This window comes from Gluconobacter sp. P5E10, assembly GCF_018812145.1.
GTDB lineage: Bacteria > Pseudomonadota > Alphaproteobacteria > Acetobacterales > Acetobacteraceae > Gluconobacter > Gluconobacter cerinus.
On sequence record NZ_JACRVZ010000004.1, the window covers coordinates 167,267 to 187,039 of the forward strand.

18 protein-coding genes and 1 tRNA gene are annotated in these 19,773 nt (G+C 52.4%); 11 read left to right on the forward strand and 8 right to left on the reverse strand.

Features of this window, described 5'->3' with window-relative positions:
• Positions 1-10 precede the first annotated feature (10 nt).
• On the reverse strand, positions 11-1,702 hold the full coding sequence (locus KP707_RS09535) for an alpha-keto acid decarboxylase family protein (protein ID WP_211503069.1): 1,692 nt from the start codon (positions 1,700-1,702) through the stop codon (positions 11-13).
• A gap of 98 nt (positions 1,703-1,800) precedes the next feature.
• Between KP707_RS09535 and KP707_RS09540 the strand changes: the two genes are divergently transcribed.
• From KP707_RS09540 to KP707_RS09550, 3 genes are all read left to right on the forward strand, one after another.
• On the forward strand, positions 1,801-2,697 hold the full coding sequence (locus KP707_RS09540; RefSeq protein WP_099212929.1) for a LysR family transcriptional regulator: 897 nt from the start codon (positions 1,801-1,803) through the stop codon (positions 2,695-2,697).
• A 189-nt stretch (positions 2,698-2,886) separates the two neighbouring features.
• Complete coding sequence (locus KP707_RS09545) at positions 2,887-3,186, forward strand: hypothetical protein (RefSeq protein ID WP_249202913.1); 300 nt, start codon at positions 2,887-2,889, stop codon at positions 3,184-3,186.
• The gene (locus KP707_RS09550; RefSeq protein ID WP_211503068.1) at positions 3,186-4,646 is read left to right on the forward strand and encodes a PepSY domain-containing protein; all 1,461 of its coding nucleotides are present in this window, start codon (positions 3,186-3,188) and stop codon (positions 4,644-4,646) included. The genes KP707_RS09545 and KP707_RS09550 overlap by 1 nt, the downstream gene beginning before the upstream one ends.
• A 286-nt stretch (positions 4,647-4,932) precedes the next feature.
• On the opposite strand, the gene KP707_RS09555 is transcribed toward KP707_RS09550, so the two are convergent.
• A complete protein-coding gene (locus tag KP707_RS09555) occupies positions 4,933-6,204 on the reverse strand; it encodes an MFS transporter (RefSeq protein ID WP_211503067.1) in 1,272 nt (423 codons plus the stop codon).
• 394 nt (positions 6,205-6,598) lie between these two features.
• Here KP707_RS09555 and rfaE1 point away from each other — a divergent pair, with 394 nt between their 5' ends.
• From rfaE1 to purU, 4 genes are all read left to right on the forward strand, one after another.
• Complete coding sequence (rfaE1, locus tag KP707_RS09560) at positions 6,599-8,029, forward strand: D-glycero-beta-D-manno-heptose-7-phosphate kinase (protein WP_211503066.1); 1,431 nt, start codon at positions 6,599-6,601, stop codon at positions 8,027-8,029.
• A 222-nt stretch (positions 8,030-8,251) separates the two neighbouring features.
• Complete coding sequence (locus KP707_RS09565; protein WP_211503065.1) at positions 8,252-9,073, forward strand: SDR family oxidoreductase; 822 nt, start codon at positions 8,252-8,254, stop codon at positions 9,071-9,073.
• A gap of 90 nt (positions 9,074-9,163) precedes the next feature.
• Positions 9,164-10,567, forward strand: coding sequence for a DUF2252 domain-containing protein (locus KP707_RS09570; protein ID WP_211503064.1), 1,404 nt, complete (start codon positions 9,164-9,166; stop codon positions 10,565-10,567).
• A gap of 573 nt (positions 10,568-11,140) precedes the next feature.
• The gene (purU, locus tag KP707_RS09575; RefSeq protein ID WP_211503063.1) at positions 11,141-12,019 is read left to right on the forward strand and encodes a formyltetrahydrofolate deformylase; all 879 of its coding nucleotides are present in this window, start codon (positions 11,141-11,143) and stop codon (positions 12,017-12,019) included.
• A 25-nt stretch (positions 12,020-12,044) separates the two neighbouring features.
• On the opposite strand, the gene KP707_RS09580 is transcribed toward purU, so the two are convergent.
• From KP707_RS09580 to KP707_RS09590, 3 genes are all read right to left on the reverse strand, one after another.
• Positions 12,045-12,911 (reverse strand): DNA/RNA non-specific endonuclease, encoded by an 867-nt coding sequence (locus KP707_RS09580; RefSeq protein ID WP_211503062.1) that lies wholly within the window; start codon positions 12,909-12,911, stop codon positions 12,045-12,047.
• Between the two features lie 65 nt (positions 12,912-12,976).
• Positions 12,977-13,061: transfer RNA gene (locus tag KP707_RS09585), tRNA-Leu, on the reverse strand.
• 105 nt (positions 13,062-13,166) lie between these two features.
• Positions 13,167-13,949, reverse strand: coding sequence for a class I SAM-dependent methyltransferase (locus tag KP707_RS09590; protein ID WP_211503061.1), 783 nt, complete (start codon positions 13,947-13,949; stop codon positions 13,167-13,169).
• A 168-nt stretch (positions 13,950-14,117) separates the two neighbouring features.
• Here KP707_RS09590 and KP707_RS09595 point away from each other — a divergent pair, with 168 nt between their 5' ends.
• From KP707_RS09595 to KP707_RS09610, 4 genes are all read left to right on the forward strand, one after another.
• Entirely contained in the window at positions 14,118-14,975 is an 858-nt protein-coding gene (locus tag KP707_RS09595; RefSeq protein ID WP_046901844.1) for a neutral zinc metallopeptidase, read from the forward strand.
• Positions 14,976-15,130: 155 nt separating this feature from the next.
• Positions 15,131-15,649 carry a hypothetical protein gene (locus tag KP707_RS09600; protein WP_211503060.1) on the forward strand — a complete coding sequence of 173 codons (519 nt, stop codon included), beginning with the start codon at positions 15,131-15,133 and terminating at the stop codon, positions 15,647-15,649.
• Between the two features lie 146 nt (positions 15,650-15,795).
• Positions 15,796-16,278 (forward strand): cytochrome-c peroxidase, encoded by a 483-nt coding sequence (locus KP707_RS16795; protein ID WP_252348864.1) that lies wholly within the window; start codon positions 15,796-15,798, stop codon positions 16,276-16,278.
• A 420-nt stretch (positions 16,279-16,698) separates the two neighbouring features.
• On the forward strand, positions 16,699-17,157 hold the full coding sequence (locus tag KP707_RS09610; RefSeq protein ID WP_211503059.1) for a cytochrome c: 459 nt from the start codon (positions 16,699-16,701) through the stop codon (positions 17,155-17,157).
• Positions 17,158-17,227: 70 nt separating this feature from the next.
• Here KP707_RS09610 and KP707_RS09615 read toward each other — a convergent pair whose 3' ends face one another.
• Genes KP707_RS09615 through petA form a run of 3 tightly spaced genes read right to left on the reverse strand, consistent with a single transcriptional unit; the run spans position 17,228 to position 19,772 of the window.
• Positions 17,228-17,914, reverse strand: a complete 687-nt coding sequence (locus KP707_RS09615) for a cytochrome c1 (RefSeq protein ID WP_211503058.1) — start codon at positions 17,912-17,914, stop codon at positions 17,228-17,230.
• Positions 17,911-19,107, reverse strand: a complete 1,197-nt coding sequence (locus tag KP707_RS09620) for a cytochrome b N-terminal domain-containing protein (protein ID WP_211503057.1) — start codon at positions 19,105-19,107, stop codon at positions 17,911-17,913. The genes KP707_RS09615 and KP707_RS09620 overlap by 4 nt, the downstream gene beginning before the upstream one ends.
• An 8-nt stretch (positions 19,108-19,115) precedes the next feature.
• Positions 19,116-19,772 carry a ubiquinol-cytochrome c reductase iron-sulfur subunit gene (gene petA / locus KP707_RS09625; RefSeq protein WP_211503056.1) on the reverse strand — a complete coding sequence of 219 codons (657 nt, stop codon included), beginning with the start codon at positions 19,770-19,772 and terminating at the stop codon, positions 19,116-19,118.
• Between the last annotated feature and the right edge of the window lies 1 nt (position 19,773).

Genomic DNA, 19,773 nt, shown 5'->3' on the forward strand with positions numbered 1-19,773 from the left:
ACGCAACTCTTCAGCTCAGCGTAGGCTTGCGGGAATTCGCAGCAGCGACAAATTTTCCCCATTCTACCAGCGTCTCTGTGCAGTCCGTCCGATCAAGTTTGCACTCGATCAGGGTCGGGCCACGCGTATTTTTCTTGGCCTTCTCAATTGCCTCGGCGAGTTCAGCACCGGTCGTGGCATGCAGGCCAAGGCCGTACTTTCCGCTTTCTTCACCGGGTACCCCCTGATTGAAGCAGTTGATCAGAGCAGCGTAATCCCAGTTCTGGATGTAATTGTACGGACCGTCATGGATCTTGATCTCAATGACGTAACCGTAGTTGTTGATAAGGAAAATGATGACCGGAAGCTCATAGCGCACCATCTGCGCGACTTCCTGCGCGGTAAGCTGGAATGACCCGTCACCCACCATCAGGACATGCTGCCTCTCCGGCGAGCCCATGGCATTTCCGAACATGGACGGGACAGACCATCCGATATGGCCCCACTGCATTTCGGACTCAACCTTGGCCCCTTCAGGCAGGTTCATGCGAATGGCGTTAAACCATGAGTCGCCTGTTTCAGCGAAAAGGGTTGTCTTGCCGTCAACAAGTTCGTTGATCTGGCGAGTCATTTCATCGTTCGTCAGTGGCTTGGCCTGATCGGCCACTGGCAGCTTCACAGGCGCGTACCCTGCTGCAAGAGACGCAGGCTTGCTGGAAACACGCTCCGTAAGGGCCGTGACGAATTCCTTCAGGCGGAAGCCTTCGAAGGTTTTTCCTGCAACCGTGACACGATGAGGGTCGACTTCAAGGACACGCTCTCCGCGGACCAGATCGCGCCAACCAACGGAGGAGTAGTCATTCCAGACGGGCGCAAGCGTAATGACGACATCCGCGCTCTTGACCACGTCTTCGACACCGGGGCTGCTGACTTCACCCCAGTAAACACCCCGGAACCCCGGATGCGTTTCGGGGAAGAAGCTTTTGGCTGCAGCCATGACGGTGACAGCGCAACCCAGCTTGTCAGCCAGCGCAATCGTTTCGTCCAATGCATCGCTGGCACGAAGCTTGCTGCCGACCAAAATGACAACCTTGTTGGCCTTCTCCACAAAAGCTGCACTCTCATCGAGAGCTGCGTTCAGACTGTCCGTGTCTGGGGTCAGGTGAGCCAACAGAGACGAGACCGGACCTGGGCGCGCACAGGGAGCATTCGCCACATTACAGGCGATTTCCAGATAAGCCGGCTTCTTCTCACGCAGTGCCGTCCGAATGACGTGGTCAATTTTCTCGGGGGCGTTATCAGCGGACGTGATGCTCTCAGCAGCACAGGTGACGTGCTTCACCATCTCCATCTGATAGTTGTAGTCCGTGGTTCCAATCGTGTGATGCAGCACACGTCCTGAACCATGGTCATTGGAGTTTGGCGCGCCAGAGATCAGAATAACCGGCAGGTTTTCGGCATAAGCACCACCAAGGCCGTTCATGGCCGAGATCGCCCCCACGCTGAATGTGACGATCGCGGCGGCGGCTCCATTTGCCCGGGCGTAGCCTTCTGCAGCAAAGCTACAGTTTAGCTCGTTGCAGTCATAGATCTGCTTCATGCCGCCATGCTCAATCAGCTGGTCCAGCAAGATCAGATTATAATCGCCCGCAACTGCGAAATGGTGCTTGAGGCCGATCTGCGTCAGCCGTTCTGCAAGGTAATGTCCAACAGTGAAAACCATGAGATCCTCCGGAGTTCGTTAACCAGAGGGTGCGCGTTCAAGCTTCGGACGTCCAATATATAGTTGAGCTCTATACCATATCTAATTAGTATGGATTTATGGATCTCCGCCACCTTCGCTACTTTATCGCCATTGCAGATCACGGAAGCTTTACGCGTGCTGCCGAGGTTCTGCATATCGAGCAGCCCCCTCTCAGCCAACAGATCAAAAGTCTTGAGACTGAACTCGGGCTCAAACTGTTCGAGCGATCGCGGCGTGGTGCGGTTCTGACGGATGCTGGCGAGCAACTTGTTGAGCAGGCTCGCACAATTCTCACGCTCGAACATCAGTTTCGCCTTCTGGCAACGGGTCTTGCACGCGGTGAACAGGGACGGTTGCGCATTGGAATGGCTGGTGCCGTGTCGCTCCTTCCCCTGATTCCACAGGCCATTCGCGCCTTTCGGGAGAAATGGCCTGAGATTCAGATCACGCTGGAGGAGAGCAACACGCCAGCATTGTGTGAGGCGTTAAACGAGAGCCGCGTCGATATTGCGATTGTGCGGCCTCCGGCTCCAGACCCAGGGATTTCGCTCCATCCGCTCTTTGATGAACCGACATTGATCGCGGTCCCGAAGGGGCACCCGCTCTCTCAACGCGGAACACTCAGACTGACGGATGTCGCTAATGAGCCGTTTCTGATCTTTGACCGCACTCTGGGTCCAGGCTTTTACGATGCCATTATTTCAGCCTGCCAGCAGGCCGGGTTCACCCCGCATTTCGGGCAATCCGCACCACAGATTGCAGCCACGGTTCCCATGGTTGCCGCAGGCCTCGGGGTTTCAATCGTTCCAGCTTATCTCAGCCAGATCCATGTTGACGGAGCCACTTTTCATCGCATCGAAGGCCCCTCGCCTCGTGCCAGCATCTCTCTCGCATCACGCACGCCAGAGCTATCTGGGCCAAGCGCCAACTTCCATAAAATATTGCTGAAACTGGCAACATCTGAAGGCAAGTGAGAGTGATCAGCTTACTGGTCTCGTGTTTGCGGAAAAGCACAACGGTCTTCATTAAGCGGTAGCAACAAGACGTATACTTTCTATCCTCAACAATCTTGTTACGACCGGCTATGACAAGAACGCAGAACGCCTGACCCATTCGTTTTACGAACCAAGAGACACCATGTTGCCGTTGACACACGACGCCTGATGACAGTGAAACAGATTTCGTCTCCCCGGCAGAAAGCTTCACCCACATCGCGATGGATGTTGAGGGGGTTTCTGGCCCTTGGTCTCGCATGGACCTGCGCTCACCTCATTACGGTTGGATCTCCGCAATGGGGGCCCGGAACCCGACATGACTCTGTCGTTTTCGGCCAGATGATTGCGATTGCCGCGTTTCCTGTGCTTCTGCTCATTGCCTTTGGAACGCAAAAGCCTTTGCATGGAGCACTTATCGCGGGAACTGCCTGTATCCTTGCTGCGCTCGGTTTACTGTTTCACGCCTGATGCAAGATAATCTTCGTACACGCATGGGCTGGCTCCATGCCTGGGTTGGCTTCATCGCCGGACTGCTTCTCTTCTGTGTTTTCGTGACGGGAAGCCTCTCGGTGTTCGATACCGAACTGACGCGGTGGCTCCAGCCTGAAGTCCCGCCCCAAGCGCCCGCTTTCTCTCCGCAGGCTCTGGATCGCACCCTCCCGACCGTCCGTGAGCTGCTCCAGCAAGGAGAAAAGCCGTTCATAACTCTCCCGTCGTCGCGGGACCCGTTCGTGCGCGTGCAGCACCATGATGGATATGAATTCCTGACGGTGCCGTATAATCCGCAGACTGGAGAGCAGCTACAGGCACGCGATACTGCGGGCGGAAAGTTTTTCTACGACCTGCACTATACCCTTCGAACTGGGCTTTACGGAGAAACACTTATTGCGGCGGCTGGCTTGGCTCTTCTTGTAACAGTCGGATCCGGAATCGTCATTCACCTGCGGGGACTGATTTCGGATCTGCTTCTGGTACGACCCTTCGCCGCACGACTGCGCGCATGGCTGGACGTGCATGTTCTCGCCAGCGTTCCTTTTATCCCGTTCGTTATCATGATGGCCTATACGGGCACGTTCATCCGCACACGCACGCTGTTCCCGCCCGTGTCTTATATCAGTTCCATTCAGAATTTTGTTTCGCCTCATCGCGCCACAGAAGCAGAACCACCAGAAACAAAACAGGACATTCCGATCGGTCCCTCTCTGCCGCCCCTGCTCGATATCGCAGAGAAGACGCTCGGTAAGGGGCAGACCGGGTTCATCCTCTTTCTGCCCAACAGCGTTCTTTTTAGCCGAACCGATATGTCTGGGCCTCTGCTGACACGGGAACACGTCGATTTCAGCCCGGTTGATGGGCATTTTCTACGGCATGTCCTGCTTTCAACTCCTGTCACCCAGACGCAGCAGCTTATGGAAGGCATTCATTATGCCCGCTGGACAGGCACAGGCTTAAGATGGCTGTATTTTCTATCTGGTGCCATGGGAGCCATCATGTTTGCCAGCGGAGCTATCATTTTTCTGATGAAGCGCCGCAAAGTCTCTGGAAAGCGCGTCATGTTCCGCGTGGCTGAGGGGCTCACGATTGGCTGTATTCCAGGATTTCTTTTGGCAACATTGGCTTTCTTCTGGGCAAACCGGCTTTTGCCAACATCTCTCCCAGCGCGCCATCTGGCGGAAGTCCACTGCTTTTTTGCCGTGTGGGGCCTGAGCAGCATTGCCGGGATGCTCTGGTCTCTGCTGCATCGGGCTCTACCGGCATGGAAGATACAGTTAAGTGCTCTCGCATTCCTGGGTGTTCTTCTAACGCCGCTCGACTTTCTGACACGTCCCGGCGCCTCCATGCTGCACGCCCCTACGGTTTTTGCGGCAACGGACATCTGCGCCTTACTCTTGGGACTTGCCTCTCTTCAGGTGGTGCGCCGTCTGTGATGCTAATTTTATGTTTGGTCTTTTGGCTACTTGGCCTTGGCCTTCAGGCCGCGTGCGAACCAAAGATGCTTCGGTTCGCACGTCTGCCTGATCTGACATTGCCTCCGTCAGTTCGGTGGGGACGCTTCATTTTTCCACTGCTAGGCCTCGTTATCGTTTTTTGGAGCAACCCGGTTGTGGCAATTTTTGTCTGGGCAGGCACATTTTCATTGGCTGCTGTCATCGTCGCGATTGTCTGGGCCTCATTAGCTCGCGTGCTTGAATCCCGACGATAACAGATTTCTCCCTAGGCCTTTTCGGGTGAGAACCAAAGACCAACACCACCAATCAGCGCCGTGAATGCAACGTAAATAGCGGGCGCAACTGGCGTATGAGGCGTCAGGGCTGAAATGATCGCGGGTGTGAGGCCACCAAAGATTGCGTAGGAAATATTATACGACAGAGACAGGCCAGAAAAGCGAACCTGAGCCGGAAATGCCCGCAGCATCCCAATAGGAACGAGCCCGACGAACCCACAGCAAAGCCCACTCAATGCGGCCCAGGGCACGAGCGTGCCCGAGAACAACGGAAAGAGCGCGTAAAGCCCGAAACCTCCCAACGCAAGCATGAGCCCACAGGCCACGCTCAGCGCTCTGAGAGAGAAAACGTCTGTCAGCGCACTCACCAGAACAACTGAAACTGTGAGGCAAAACGTCGCGGCAAGGCTTGCCAGCATGGTCTGGGAAGGTGACACATGATGGAGCGTCTGCATCAGCGGAGGCATCATGAGAATGAGCACCACAATGGCTGCTGTTAATGTCCATGTCGTCATCATTGAGCAAAGAATGGCGCGGCGATGGTCACGTAACAAAAGCTTTGCGGGCATAGCCTCGGCAGTTTTAGCCGTCGCCTGCATCTCCCGGAATACAGGGGTTTCTTCTAGCCAACGCCGAAGAAACATCGCTCCGAAGCCGAAAACACCGCCCAGAATGAAAGGAATACGCCAACCCCAGTTTGACACCACATCAGGCGCCAAGACTGCATGCAGCAATAGAATGACGATGGACCCAAGAAGAATGCCACCCGTCAGCCCTCCGGTGAGAAGGCCCGTGGCGAGACCAACACGGCGGCTGGAAGCATGCTCGGAGACGAACACCCAGCCTCCAGGGGCTTCTCCGCCTATTGCCGCACCCTGCATGATACGCAGGATAAGCAATGTGAGCGGAGCCCTGATGCCGAGTGTCTGGTAGCCAGGCAGCAACCCCATCAACAAGGTCGGGAACGCCATCAAGAGCACGCTGAGCGTAAAGACCTTCTTTCTTCCTGCGACATCTCCAAAATGGGCCATAATAAGCCCACCTACAGGACGTGCCAGATAGCCGGCTCCGAAAAGGCCGAATGCCTCCGCCTGTCGCAACCATTCAGCCTGACTGTCCGGGAAAAAGTGCGCGGCAATCAGCTTTGCAAGGAAAGCAAAAATAACAAAATCATAGAACTCCAGCGCCCCTCCCAGCGAAGCGAGAGCTAAAATCCGAAGCTGAGATGAACTGAGAGGCGAAGCTGCCGGGTTAGACGACATGAAGAAGTGTTTCCTGCGCACGGAAAGGTTTCAGCAGAGAGGCTGGAACAAAAGGATTGGATCTTATAATCGCGCTTGTTTCAAACCGTCCATGTTTTTTGGAATAATATACCACACAAAAACCGAAAATTTGCACTTTCAGTCTCTATAACTTTCCATTTTACCTTGAACCAATCGGCCTTTTAGCAAGGATGGCTAGGTTATACCGATCATTCCTCTGCCCATAGGATCAGAAGGAACACGCAGCAGGTGCATCTAGACCATTCGTTGAAAACGGGTAAGATAGCTCTCAAGATTTTTGAGGCAACAAACTCTAGTAATCAAGCGACAGGAACAGCATTTCGAAGATTTTTTAGAAAATTTCTAAGGAGTATTCAAATGCGATGTAAATGACATGATAGAAAACTTTGATTTTGGTCGTCTCACGGTTATTGGCGATATTCTTCTCGACCAATACATTGTTGGAACAGTAAATCGCATTTCGCCTGAAGCACCTGTTCCTGTCCTGTTGCGCTCAAAGCATTCTGTTGTCCCTGGTGGAGCCGCCAATGTGGCTGTTAACGCTGCCTCTCTGGGGTGTACTGTCAATCTTGTGGGTGTCGTCGGCCCGGACGCCAATGCTGATATCCTCCGGACAATCCTGGGAAAACATAAAGGCATTAACGTCAGCGGGTTAGTTGAAGAGCCTGAATGGTCTACCATTTCTAAAACCCGCGTTCTGAGCGGCCAACAACAGATCGTCCGCATTGATGAGGAAGAAGTAACGGGCTTTACCGAGCAAACTCGGCAGAGGCTGATCTCCAATGCACAGGTCGCGATCGATAACTCGGACGTTCTTGTCTGTTCAGACTATGCCAAAGGTGTACTGGCTGATGACGTTCTTGAAGCAATCATAAGATATGCGCGCGGGAAAAATATTCCTGTTATCGTAGATCCGAAACGCAAAGATTTCACGGCCTATTCGGGGGCGACCTTGGTCACCCCGAACCGTACCGAAGCGGCTCTTGCTACCAACCTCCCCGTAAATACGGATGAAGAGGTTCTCAAGGTGGCCGCGACACTCTCCGAACAATTCGGCGGAGATGTTCTTCTTACGCGTTCTGAAAAGGGCATGACACTCTGGCAGAGAAACGGCCACATTCATCATGAGGCTGCCCACCAATCAGAGGTATATGACGTTTCAGGTGCAGGAGACACCGTTCTCGCAACAGTGGCGAGCATGCTCTCGGCTGGTCAGGACCTTGATACAGCGGTGATGGTCGCAACCGTTGCTGCATCCATAGTCGTCAGAAAATTGGGCACTGCGGCGATTTCGCGAGAAGAGCTGAGCCAGCAACTCCTTAAAGACGTTTCAGAGGCTGGGTTGCTGGCGTCTTGGGAGAGCGCGGCGCGAACTGTCGAAAACTGGCGCAAACATGGGGCTTCTGTCGTTTTTACAAATGGATGTTTCGACCTGCTCCACCCCGGACATATCGCTTTAATCAAAGGCGCGGCCGCCGAGGGCGATAAGCTCATCGTCGCGATCAACAGCGATGCGTCCGTCAAGAGACTCAAAGGCGAGGCCCGCCCCGTTCAAAATGAAATCGCACGCTCAACAGTGATCGGTGCATTACGGGACGTCGACATGGTTGTGATTTTCGATGAGGATACGCCTCTGGACATCATAAGAGCATTAAAGCCGAATGTTGTCGTAAAGGGTGCCGACTACACGGAGGATGCTGTTGTTGGAGGCGATTTCGTAAAGGAACATGGTGGCCGGGTAGCTTTGGTCGATATTGTCAATGGACACTCGACGACGAGCATCGTTAAAAAAATAAGTAATTGAAATTATTATTTTATGAAATATCCACCAAATTACCTGAATAACGTTACAATAAGGCAGATAAAATCTTTCTGCAGGAGACCATCTCGAAAGTAAAATTAATTTATTTCAGAATATGCCTGATCCCTCTAGATTTAATTTACGGGAAATAGGAGTATGAGTATCGTCGCTTTCAAATTCTTCTCGCCTGACGTTCTCTCCATGCTCACAACGATTGTTTCCTAGATGCCTTTCAAGTCACACTGCAGGCCGGTCTCCGCCTCTAAAACCATCGTTCTTACGGGCGCGTCTGGAGGCATCGGGACGATCGTTACCCAAAAACTGTTGGACCAAGGGCACGTTGTCGTCGCGCTGTCCCGCACCGCCCCGGATATATCGCATGAGGCACTGACACATATCCGATACGATGCTGTGAACTTGCACGATATAGGTCAGATCAATAAGAAAATTTCGGAAAAAATTTCTCATATTGACGTTTTACTTCATTGCGCCGCAATCATAAGTCCAAGCACGATAGAGAACTCTCCACCAGAAGATATAATACGGCAAATATCGATTAATCTGACCGCCCCCATTACTCTGACGTCTCTTCTATTGCCAAAAATTCCGGCTGGTGGTCGGATTATTCTGGTAAACTCGATGGCTGCAACAATTCCTTTGGCCGGAAGTAGTGTCTACGGCGCCACAAAGGCAGGATTGCGTAACTTTGCATTATCATTAGCTCAGGAAGTGCGTTCCAAAGGTATTTCTGTTTCCTCTATCTTCCCGGGCGCTGTGGAAACCGGGATGCTACGCCAGGAGATGGAAAACGGTGGCTCGGTTCTCAATTTCGTTAGTGATCCCGCGAAGCCAGAAGACGTTGCGTGTGAAATTCTGAAGCTCATTCGCAAACCAAAACTGGAGCGTTTTCTTCCGACACTCGACGGAATTTTCGGTGGCCTTTGCCTGCTGATGCCTACGCTCCTGCGTCTTAGCATGCCAGCGCTCACGTTCTTTGGAAAACGGGGCTTTCAGAAATTTCTCCGCAAACAGACAAGCCGACAGTAACTCGGGCAGCTTTCTGACCAGAGCCGAAAGCGCGACCTCCTGACCCTACAATCCGTCTCTCAAAACAGATCTATAGGAAGGCAGAATATCATGCAGAATACGTTGCCAAAGATAACTGCTCATGCCTCTGATCTTTTGACGCGCAAAGAAAGCCATTGTCAGGGGGCCAAGCTTAGAAAGAAAATTCCGCGCGGAGCTCATGCCGAATGGAGTTCTCCTTCGACCCGGCAAAGCCCCGTAAGCCTTCTATCTCAACAGGGTAAGAACCGGATCCCGTCTCTTTTGCCTGTCCGCTATGACCGAATGAAGGTGTCTCCCTTCACGTTTCTCCGCGGTGCAGCGATTGTTATGGCTCAAGACCTCGCATCAACCCCAGCATCCGGCATTGATGTTCAGTCTTGTGGAGACTGCCATCTTGCTAATTTCGGCAGTTATTCGTCTCCAGAAGGCGTGCCGGTCTTTGATATCAATGACTTTGATGAAACCCTGAAGGCGCCATTCGAATGGGATATCAAGCGCCTCGGAACGTCTCTGGTTCTTGCAGGTCAGGAAAATGGGTTATCTAGCAAGGCGGCCAGAGATCTAGCCGCCAATATGTCCTTGTCATATTGCGAGCAGATGACGCGGCTAGCCGCGATGACACCACTTCAGATCTGGTCAGAGCGAATTGACCTGACCGCAGCTATTGCCGGCTTCGACGATCAGAAAGTTCGGGCTCGTGCCGAAAAACTTTTGTCCGACCGGTTGGAAGCAGCGAAGGGGCATTTCGGCCTGATCGCCAGCGACGGAAAAAATCCGTCTTTCAAAGAAAAGCCACCGCTCGTCATGCGGCTGCCAGAGCAGGAAGACACCATTCGTCTTGCCTTCAACCGGTACGTTGAAACGCAGCCGTTAGAACGGGCCATTCTGCTACGTCGCTACACCCTTAAAGACGTTATTTTCAAGGTTGTTGGGATCGGAAGCGTCGGGACATTCTGTGCGATCGGACTGTTCTCAACCGCCGATGGTGAAACTATGCTCCTGCAGATCAAGGAAGCTCAGGTTTCCGTTCTACAGGCTGATACGCGGACCTCACCATTCGCCAATCAGGGCGAACGTGTCGTAACAGGCCAAAGGATCATGCAGGCTGTCTCTGACACCTTCCTCGGATGGACGCACAGTAACGCCTCGACCTCCAGTGACACACCAGATCTATCCGGAAGCGGACGGCAGTTTTACGTTCGTCGCGTGAAAGACAGCCGATTAGCTGCAATTGGTTCAGACGTTGCTCAAGATGGTCTGGCGGACTACGCAAAATTATGCGGCCGTACGTTAGCTCGAGCCCACGCACGCTCTGGAAATGTCAGTATGATCTCTGGATATCTCGGCAAAGGAGCTTCGTTTGCTGCGGCCGTATCGGAATTCTCCGAGACATATGCAGACCAGACGCACAAGGACTGGAAGACGTTTTGTTCAGCTCTGGAAAGCGGTGAACTTATTCAAAAATCTGCCTAAAGATACGCATTATGGGAAGGTCCGGACCGGATTTTTCGTCTTCACGTCAAACTTTCGGACCTTCCCGGTGCTCGGATCTAAGTGACATTCCCATGTGAATGTCACCCACTCAAAAGGGTTGGTTTTCGTCTGATATTGCCCTCGCCCTTGTATCAAAGAGGCGTTTATCACTCTCTCGCTCTCAGGCTTGTCGTCTTGAAGAAAAAAGCGGTTACTTGAACTTCCCAGCCTCACGAGTTCACGTCTGGCAGCAGACTGACAGAGATAGGTTGTCATAAGCCATGCCGTTCCTTGCGTCGCCACGGCATTCCTCTCGTGAGGGTCACGAATAGAGGCGACCTGACGCGAAATGAGTTTTTGTTCTGCGGGTGACGGAGCAGTCTCTTTCTGGGCGCCCGCGTTTGCAGTCCCGGACAGAGCAACGAAGAACAAGAACGATCCCGCTAGCAGATAATCATAGATTTTCATAAAGTCCCCTGCACCGTATTTTGCCTGTCTCTCATCCCGAGCGTATAGGGTGGGACTGATCCCTCACCCTGCCAAGTAGCAACTCAACCCTGGACCCCGCCTTTCATGATCCGTCAGTCATCTACGCTTACAACGTTCGTAGTCACCCTGAGCTGCCCTAACCGACCTGGCATTGTAGCGGCAATCAGCCAGCGCCTTTACGAACTTGGTGCCAACATCACGGAAGCACAGCAGTTTGATGACACAGGCAGTACACAGTTCTTCATGCGAATTGTTTTCGATGTGGCAAAGGAGGCATTGTCCGAAACCCAGTTGAAAACAGAATTTTCCCGGCTAGCTGAAAATTTCTCGATGGACTGGCAAATCAGTGACACCTCAAAGCGCCAGAAAGTTCTCCTTTTTGTGTCCCGCTTCGATCATTGCCTTGTGGACCTGCTCTATCGCTGGCGTATCGGTGAACTACAGATAGATCCGGTGGGAATCATCTCCAATCATGCGCGGGAAACCTATGCTGATCTGGATTTCCATGGTGTTCCATTTCACCATCTTCCCATTACCAAAGATACCAAGGCGGAACAGGAACAGCGTATCTGGACTGTTTTTCAGGAGAGTGGTGCTGAACTGGCTGTTCTGGCGCGATATATGCAGGTGCTTTCCAATGAAATGGCCACTCGCCTTTCTGGACGTTGCATCAACATTCACCATTCGTTTCTACCAGGATTTAAAGGCGCTCGCCCCTATCATCAGGCGTTCAGCCGTGGCGTAAAGCTTATTGGTGCAACGGCCCATTATGTCACCAGCGATCTGGATGAAGGACCGATCATTGAGCAGGACGTTGAGCGGATCTCTCACGCTGACGACCCGGAAGACCTGATCCGTAAGGGACGTGATATCGAGCGCCGCGTGCTTGCTCGCGCCGTACGGTATCACATTGAACGACGGGCCATTTTGAACGGAAACAAGACGATTGTTTTTACGCCCTGAGCGAGACGACGGGCGACAAGGCGCTTTATTGAACAAGCGCCTTGACGAGAGCCTTGATCGCCTTCTGTGCCGCTTTGGACCCCCACTCCTTGAGGAGCCTGTTGCTACGAGGACGTTTGGAAAGTGCATAAGGACTTTCCCTGATGGGCGGCATGCCTACAACCTGTTCCTTCATGGATTGTGGAAGAGCAGGAAACGGGTCCACGTTCACGAGCTGCATTAAAAGTGCAACGGCTATGATCTTACAGGTTGGCTTGCGAGTATTCAGGCACACATAGGCGCCCGTCCCGTTGGAAGCAGGATCGTATATGGCTTTCCATGTCACAGCGGGAACCGGAATACGCCCTCTTCCAATCTTTGCCGTGTGCTCGGGATCGTATCCTGGGCCGGTAACGACGAATATTTCGCCTTCCTGACGTGCCCACCCTCTGACAGCGCTTTCAACACCTTCCCACGGTCCACGGTTCAACTCACCCGTTTGGGGAACAATATTGGACAGCAGGAAAGACTGCTGCTGAGACGCAAGACCCGGCTCATTGCCGCTTGGTGTCATATGCCCTCGGTCGTAGCCTGAGGCTCTGTAGTCGGTCAGTGATGCACGCATTGAGGCGGGCAGCCTCATATCGGGAAAGAATTTTCCTTGTCGGTTCGTGTCATCGGCAATTTCAAGATTTTCTTCGGTCAGGTCTTCAGCAGCCCAGAGCGGGCCTTTTGTCGCTTCTGAAACCAGAACGGCGTAATGGTCATTACAGAGCTGAACAGTGCCTGATCGCGCGGTCTCTGACAGAAGTGCGGGGGGAACGCCTTTGGCAAATAAGGCCGGGCACGAAGCCGCATGTGCCGGACATGCGACAACCAGAAACCCGACGAAACCAAGCGGAAGATATTTCAACGCCCCTCACAGACCTAAAGCCAGACAATCTTGCCTGCCGGAACAACGAGGGTATTGAAAATGACTGGTACGGGCAGAGGGACTTGAACCCCCACAGCTTGCGCCACCAGAACCTAAATCTGGCGTGTCTACCAATTCCACCATGCCCGCAGACTGTGAAGTGGGTCTAGACGATCTCCACGGCTCTTGCAATGGCTATCAACGACCTAAATGACTGAAAAATCACACCTCACAGAAAGAAAATAATTTTAGGAGTTAATTTCCAACCTTCTGGAATTTCAGAACAAAATTGTCCCCTTCCCCGATGGCGGCATATTTGGCGCGATCAACCTGGCCCAGAGCGTATGTTGGAGGAAGGGTCCAGATCCCTTTGGGCCACTGTGCCGTATCCCTGGGATTGGCGTTGATTTCGGAGCTCCCAACAAGCTTGAAACCCGCCTTTTCAATCATCTGAATAGCGTAGGCCTGTCTCACATACCCATCTTTTGCCTGGGGGTCCTGGGGTGCGCTGGTGTTTCCGCGATGGTCTTCAATACCCAGAATACCGCCAGGCTTTAGCACTTTGTGGATTGCCTCCAGCATTTGCGGGGCATTTCCAGCTTCCATCCAGTTGTGCATATTCCGGAATGTCATGACGAGATCCGCACTGTCTGCCGGTGCGAAATTCAAATTCTCTGCATCAAAACGAGTGGTTTTGACGGCTCCGTAGATATCCGGATGCGTCGCCTGAAGCTTGGCAATACTCTGCTTTTTGATATCTGCCGGCCCGAGAGCAACCGTATAAGTGCCTTGATCATGAAGATACGGCGCGAGAATTTGGGTCCAGTACCCTCCCGCAGGCCAGATCTCTACGACATTGGACGTAGGAGTTATCCCGAAAAACTGCAGCTCTTCCAGCGGGTGCCGAACACTGTCACGGGCGACGAAGGCCGGCGTTCGCTCTGAAAGTTTGAGAGCTTGACCCAAACTTGGGCCAGCCAATGCTGGCGTGGCTGTCAAACATGACAAGGCCAACAGAAAACCGGATCTCGACAGCATGATAATGACTCCTGTTGCAGATGTCGTGACTGTGACACGAGGTTGTAGAGGCTGTCTTCACACTTCTTCGAAGCCTGGTGCCCAAACGGTGCTTTACAATCACGAAATCTGATAAAGGATAATTTAACAATCATCCCATCCGGGAAACGGCAACAGGGCAAAGCACACATGCGTCTCGACGACCAACGGGAAAGCACCAACATTGATGATCGACGCGGTTCCGGAGGCGGAGGACGCGGCCCTTTGAGGATTGGAGGGATTGGCGGTGTCATCCTTGTCATAGGGGCGCTGTACTTCGGCGTAGACCCCCGTGTAGTCCTGAGCCTTCTGGAAAATGGACCGACAGCAAATACACCGGCGGCCACCCAGACTCAGGCAGCAAAAGACGACCCCGGCAGAAAATTCATCGCCCGTATTCTCGGCTCAACCGAAGATGTCTGGAGCAGCACCTTTCAGCAAATGGGCCGAACCTATCATGATCCCGGTCTGGTTCTCTTTTCTGGCGGGACACAATCTGGCTGCGGTTATGCACAAACGTCCGTAGGCCCGTTCTATTGCCCTGCCGACCATAAGGTCTATCTGGATCTGCAATTCTTTCAGGAATTGCAGGATCGTCTGGGAGCAAGTGGCGACTTTGCCAAGGCCTACGTTGTGGCTCATGAGGTTGGGCACCATGTTCAGAATGAGCTGGGCATTATGCAGCAGGTCAATCAACAGGGCAGCGCTGCCCAAAAAGGGGCGAATGGCCTTTCTGTCCGTGTTGAATTGCAGGCGGACTGTTTCGCGGGTGTCTGGGCCAAGCGTGCGAATGATAGCCGCCACTTCCTTGAGACGGGAGATATTGAAGAAGGTATGAACGCGGCCTCAGCCGTTGGTGACGATCGCCTGGAGCGCAAAGCTCAGGGTTACGTCGTCCCGGACAGCTTCACCCACGGGACATCTGCCCAAAGAGTCGCGTGGTTTAAGCGCGGACTGGAAAGCGGAGATATCAAACGCTGCGATACGTTTAACGCCCCCGCGCTCTAATCTTTCTGGCCTCAGGGTATGGCGATATCAAATGTGCCTGCAATGCCCAGAGGCCAGACATCTGACACGTTTCGATGCCGTCATACCTCTGGAAAATTTCCATATTCTGGTGCTTCAATAGGCGCATCTTAAAGCGTCTGCTGGAAACTATGACCATGAAGCGTATCCTGCTCGGTGTCTTCTCCCTAGCCCTGCTTTGTAGCGCCGGTACAGCGTTGGCCGAACCTGCATCTTGTGCGCCTGGAACGACCTCTTTACCTGCGGGGTATGAGGGCTGGAGCAACCCCACTCCTTTGACCGCAGCCACAGACAAGGCTGGTCTTTCTGCAAGTCACCTAACGCTCAATCATGCGTCTGCCGTTCATCTGGCACACACTCCCGACATTCACTTCCTGCAGAGGCCCGCTGAACCAGGCGGAAGTGTGAGTTATGGAGGGATGATTGCTTTCGAAGCTCCCAAATCGGGAGCTTATCGCATCATGCTGCCAAACAAAACGTGGATTGACGTTCTTGGACAGGGGACACCAGCCGTTTCGACGCATCATCAACATGGTCCCGACTGTTCGGGTATCCGCAAAATGGTAGATTTTCAGTTGCCGGCTGGGCAATACACGCTTCAACTTGCGGGCAGCGGTCTGCAAGATATGCCCGTCATGGTGTCTGCCTTGCCGTGATGCGCTATCACATAATGCTGTTTCTGGGCTTTCTTACGACTGGAGCAGCATTTCCTGCGATAGCCGCGAATATTTCCCCAATCGCTGCGAAAATTGAACTGGGGCACAGACTTTTCTATGACGCAGATCTCTCTCGTGACGGAAGCATGTCGTGTGCAAGCTGTCATGAACAGCGTCATGCCTTCTCAGATGGGAACCCGACCCATCCGGGAGTAACAGATGAAGACGGAATCCGGAATGTTCCACCTTTAGAGAATGTCGGGCAATTTCATACGCTCACCTGGATCAACCAACACGTTACAACACTGGAAGATCAGTTCTTTATTCCGTTAAGTGGCCATCACCCAGTGGAAATGGGCATGACAGACATGCCCGAGCTCGCTCGTCGGCTCTCCGCAAACCCTTGCTATCGCGTTCTGTTTTCAAAAGCCTTTCCTGAAAAAAATATTCCGATTGATGCCCGTTCCGTAGCCCAGGCCGTGTCGGCCTTCGAGCGAGAATTAATTTCCGATAAGTCACCGTGGGATCTTAGGTTATCCGGGGCGACGCGGTCACAAACAAACGGAAAAAAGATATTCTTTGGAAAGGGAAAGTGCAGCTCATGCCACCACCCCCCCCCTATTCACTGATCAGGAATTCCATGCACTGTCGACATCTTATTCCGAACCCATCAGGACGCCTTCTCTTCGGAATGTCGAAGTAACCGCTCCTTATTTGCATGACGGTTCTGCCCCCATTCTTAGAGACGCTATTCTGGCACACCCCAAAAGCAGTCTGCTTTCGCAAAACGAGCTGATAGAACTGATGGCGTTTCTTAAGCTGCTGACGGATCAGAATTTTCTTTCTGATGCCAACTTGGGGTTGCCATCTGAAGAATGCCCAATAAGCACTCAATGATCAGCCCTGGATAACGTAGCCAGTCTGCACACACGTTATACAAATCCGACTGCGCTTTTCAATTGAACCGGAGCGATGGCTTGGTACGAGGCCTCGATACTGATACATCCGTTGGTCTCCGCTCCACTCAGATGATCTGTCGGGAACCATTCATGACCAAACTTACAGCTCTTGTTATAGGACTTCTGTTCGGGTCTACATCGATAGCTTACGCAGAAGATGGTCAGGCTCTCTACAGCAGCAAGTGCAGCGTATGTCATCAGGCCGCCGGAATTGGATCGCCAGGGCAGTTTCCTCCCCTCAGCGGAAGAGTTGGAAAAATCGCCTCGTCTCCTGAAGGAAAGGCTTATCTGAAAGACGTTCTTCTGAATGGCCTGCATGGTGCGATTGACGTCTCAGACGAGACATATATGGGCTTTATGCCGTCTTTCAATTCGCTGACAGACAGCCAGATTGCCGCGGTTCTTACATATGTCTCGTCCCTGAATACGTCTGGAAAGGCCCCGGCTTTTTCTGAAGATGAAATCAAGGCTGCCCGTGGCACTCCAAAAAAAGCGAAAGAAATCGTTTCAGAACGGGCCGCACTCAATTCCATCCACCCGCTCCCATAAAAACTCATTTTTAGAGAGCCAAAGCTATTTTCTGTGACTTCCCATTAAAGAAAATATGGGATGTCACAGTCTAATTCTTAACCTTTTTCCATATTCTCTTTTTGAGAAAAAAGACCAGCATGCTCATCGCTATAAGGTAAAGCAGGGTAAAAACGCCTACCTTATGTCTGGTGTGAAGATGTGGATGGGCCGCCCATTCCAGAAACGCACCTACATCCTGCGACATCTGGGGAATGGTTGATGACGTTCCGTCTGAGTATTGGACCTGACCATCATGTAGAGGCTGGGGCATCGCGATGTGGCGATGCTTCATCGCAAGATTATAGTACGAGCCTTTAGGCAACACCGTCCCTTCCGGGGCGGATGCATAGGAGCGCAAAATCTGAATAATGCGCGCCGTGCCTCCTTGTTGGGTCAGAGCAAGTCGTGAAAAATCTGGAGGAAGACCACCGTGGTTGGCTAGTCTTGCCAGGTTTTCACTTGGATAAGGCGATCCAATTCGATCTGACGGGTGGGCTGGTCGTGTTTTAGGATCGCCATCATCGTCAAGACCATCGGCAACCTGATGCTGTGAAGCGTAATCTTTAATGGCCACCACAGACAGGCCGAGGTCTGAAAGATCTGAATAAGCAACATAGTTCAAGCTATGGCAACTACTGCAAACCTGCCTGAATACCTGGAGCCCGCGCTGCTCAGGCGTAGATGCGCCTGCTTTGAAAGAAAAAAGAGCGAGTAAAACTAAAAAAGGATATTTCATTCCCTACCCTCTTTTGCGAAGCCCAAGGAAGATGCTGTTTCGCCACGCGATTGAAGTGGCAAAAGTATCAAAAAATACAAATACCAATAGAAAACAGCAACGCGGCTAAGCCACAGCCACCCTCCTGCGGGTGGATGCATTCCAGCAAAACCCAAAGCCATAAACGAGAAGAAAAGCATTAAAAGCGCTGGTCGGAGGAGAGGTCGAGACTGTGCGGATCTGACCGGGGACTTATCCAGCCATGGAACCGCAAATAATACGCCTATACTTCCTGTCGCAAGGATGAGGCCTCCAAGTTTGGAAGGAACCGCCCTTAAAATCGCATAAAACGGTGCAAAATACCATTCCGGCGTAATGTCCTGAGGCGTCACAAGCGGGTTGGCCTGTACGTAATTCTCTGCAAGAGTCAGAAAATCCGGAGCGAAAAAAACAACTACGGCATAGACGATAAGAAACAAACAAAGCCCCAATCCATCCTTGGACGTATAATAGGGATGAAATGGGATTGTTTCATCAGAAGATTCAGGATCTATTCCTGTCGGGTTATTTGATCCCGTAACATGCAATGTTGCAGTATGAAGCGCAACGACGCCGATAATAGAAAATGCTGTCAGGAAATGAAGGACGTAAATCCTGTGTAAAGCAACATTACCAAGGCCCTCCCGTCCCATTAGCCAGGACGTCAGGACTTTGCCGATCAATGGCACAGTATTGAGCGCATTCACGACAACTGTAGCGCCCCAATAGGACATCTGCCCCCACGGGAGAATATATCCCGCAAAAGCCGTTATCATGACCATTAAAAGCAGTCCGAGCCCAGTGAGCCAGATCAGTTCGCGAGGCGCTTTGTAGGATCCGTAATAGAGCCCTCTTGCGACATGAACGTAGAGAGCGGCAAACAGCATGGAAACGCCGCCCATATGAATGGATCGAACCAGCCAGCCCGATGCTACCTGCCGATCCATGGTCTCTATGCTGGAAAACGCATCTGACACTGTCGGAGTGTAATTAAGAGCAAGAAAGATCCCGCTCAGCAAAAGCATCCCGAGCGAAACCGTGGCAAAGGCACCGAAATTCCATAGATAATTGAGGTTTTTCGGCATCGCAAAGTCAACATATTCACGCCGAAAAGAAGAAACTATCGGGAGACGTTTCTCTACCCACCTGGAGAGATCTTGAGATTTATCGGTCATAAGGGCAATCAGATCTGCTGGATCGTCGCGATATCAAAATCTGGATCGCCTTTACTCTTCCCAATGAGAAGGTGCTGATCAGAAAGTATCGTCACGGGCGGAACAGGAAGATTATAGGGCGCGGGCGCATCCTTATATGCCCGCCCTGCGATATCGAATTGTGACCCATGGCAGGGACAGGCATATTTCCCGGATCGATCGCCAGACGATGGCGCGTCAAAAGATGGCACACACCCCAGATGCGTACAGATTCCGATCAGGACGCCAATTTCAGGCACAACAGAGCGATGCCAGTTGATCGCATCCTGAGGTTGCTGGTGCATTTTGGAATCTGGGTCACGCAGCCGATGCGCCAGTTCAGGAACACGGAGCGAAGCCAGCATTTCTGGTGTACGCCGCTGAACGAACACCGGCCATCCACGCCACGTCACCACAAGCTGCTGCCCCGGCGCCAGCTTCGAGAAATCAACCTCAACAGTATCATCTTCGCCAATGCGACTGCTCTGCGTACCATTCAAACTGTTGAGAAACGGATATGCCAGCGCGCAGGCCCCTGCACAGCCCATCCCCAGCGTAACTGTCGCGAGCACATCGCGTCGCCGAGGGTGGTTTTCCTCTTCCAATCCCTGTTGGGACGAGGAAGGAGGTGCATCATCCTGTGTCATG

Excerpts from the sequence above, each read along its gene's own strand:
- KP707_RS09535 (WP_211503069.1), bottom strand. The coding sequence starts at position 1,702 with ATGGTTTTCACTGTTGGACATTACCTTGCAGAACGGCTGACGCAGATC.
- KP707_RS09540 (WP_099212929.1), top strand. The coding sequence starts at position 1,801 with ATGGATCTCCGCCACCTTCGCTACTTTATCGCCATTGCAGATCACGGA.
- KP707_RS09545 (WP_249202913.1), top strand. The coding sequence starts at position 2,887 with ATGACAGTGAAACAGATTTCGTCTCCCCGGCAGAAAGCTTCACCCACA.
- KP707_RS09550 (WP_211503068.1), top strand. The coding sequence starts at position 3,186 with ATGCAAGATAATCTTCGTACACGCATGGGCTGGCTCCATGCCTGGGTT.
- KP707_RS09555 (WP_211503067.1), bottom strand. The coding sequence starts at position 6,204 with ATGTCGTCTAACCCGGCAGCTTCGCCTCTCAGTTCATCTCAGCTTCGG.
- rfaE1 (WP_211503066.1), top strand. The coding sequence starts at position 6,599 with ATGATAGAAAACTTTGATTTTGGTCGTCTCACGGTTATTGGCGATATT.
- KP707_RS09565 (WP_211503065.1), top strand. The coding sequence starts at position 8,252 with ATGCCTTTCAAGTCACACTGCAGGCCGGTCTCCGCCTCTAAAACCATC.
- KP707_RS09570 (WP_211503064.1), top strand. The coding sequence starts at position 9,164 with ATGCAGAATACGTTGCCAAAGATAACTGCTCATGCCTCTGATCTTTTG.
- purU (WP_211503063.1), top strand. The coding sequence starts at position 11,141 with ATGATCCGTCAGTCATCTACGCTTACAACGTTCGTAGTCACCCTGAGC.
- KP707_RS09590 (WP_211503061.1), bottom strand. The coding sequence starts at position 13,949 with ATGCTGTCGAGATCCGGTTTTCTGTTGGCCTTGTCATGTTTGACAGCC.
- KP707_RS09595 (WP_046901844.1), top strand. The coding sequence starts at position 14,118 with ATGCGTCTCGACGACCAACGGGAAAGCACCAACATTGATGATCGACGC.
- KP707_RS09600 (WP_211503060.1), top strand. The coding sequence starts at position 15,131 with ATGAAGCGTATCCTGCTCGGTGTCTTCTCCCTAGCCCTGCTTTGTAGC.
- KP707_RS16795 (WP_252348864.1), top strand. The coding sequence starts at position 15,796 with ATGTCGTGTGCAAGCTGTCATGAACAGCGTCATGCCTTCTCAGATGGG.
- KP707_RS09610 (WP_211503059.1), top strand. The coding sequence starts at position 16,699 with ATGACCAAACTTACAGCTCTTGTTATAGGACTTCTGTTCGGGTCTACA.
- KP707_RS09615 (WP_211503058.1), bottom strand. The coding sequence starts at position 17,914 with ATGAAATATCCTTTTTTAGTTTTACTCGCTCTTTTTTCTTTCAAAGCA.
- KP707_RS09620 (WP_211503057.1), bottom strand. The coding sequence starts at position 19,107 with ATGACCGATAAATCTCAAGATCTCTCCAGGTGGGTAGAGAAACGTCTC.
- petA (WP_211503056.1), bottom strand. The coding sequence starts at position 19,772 with ATGACACAGGATGATGCACCTCCTTCCTCGTCCCAACAGGGATTGGAA.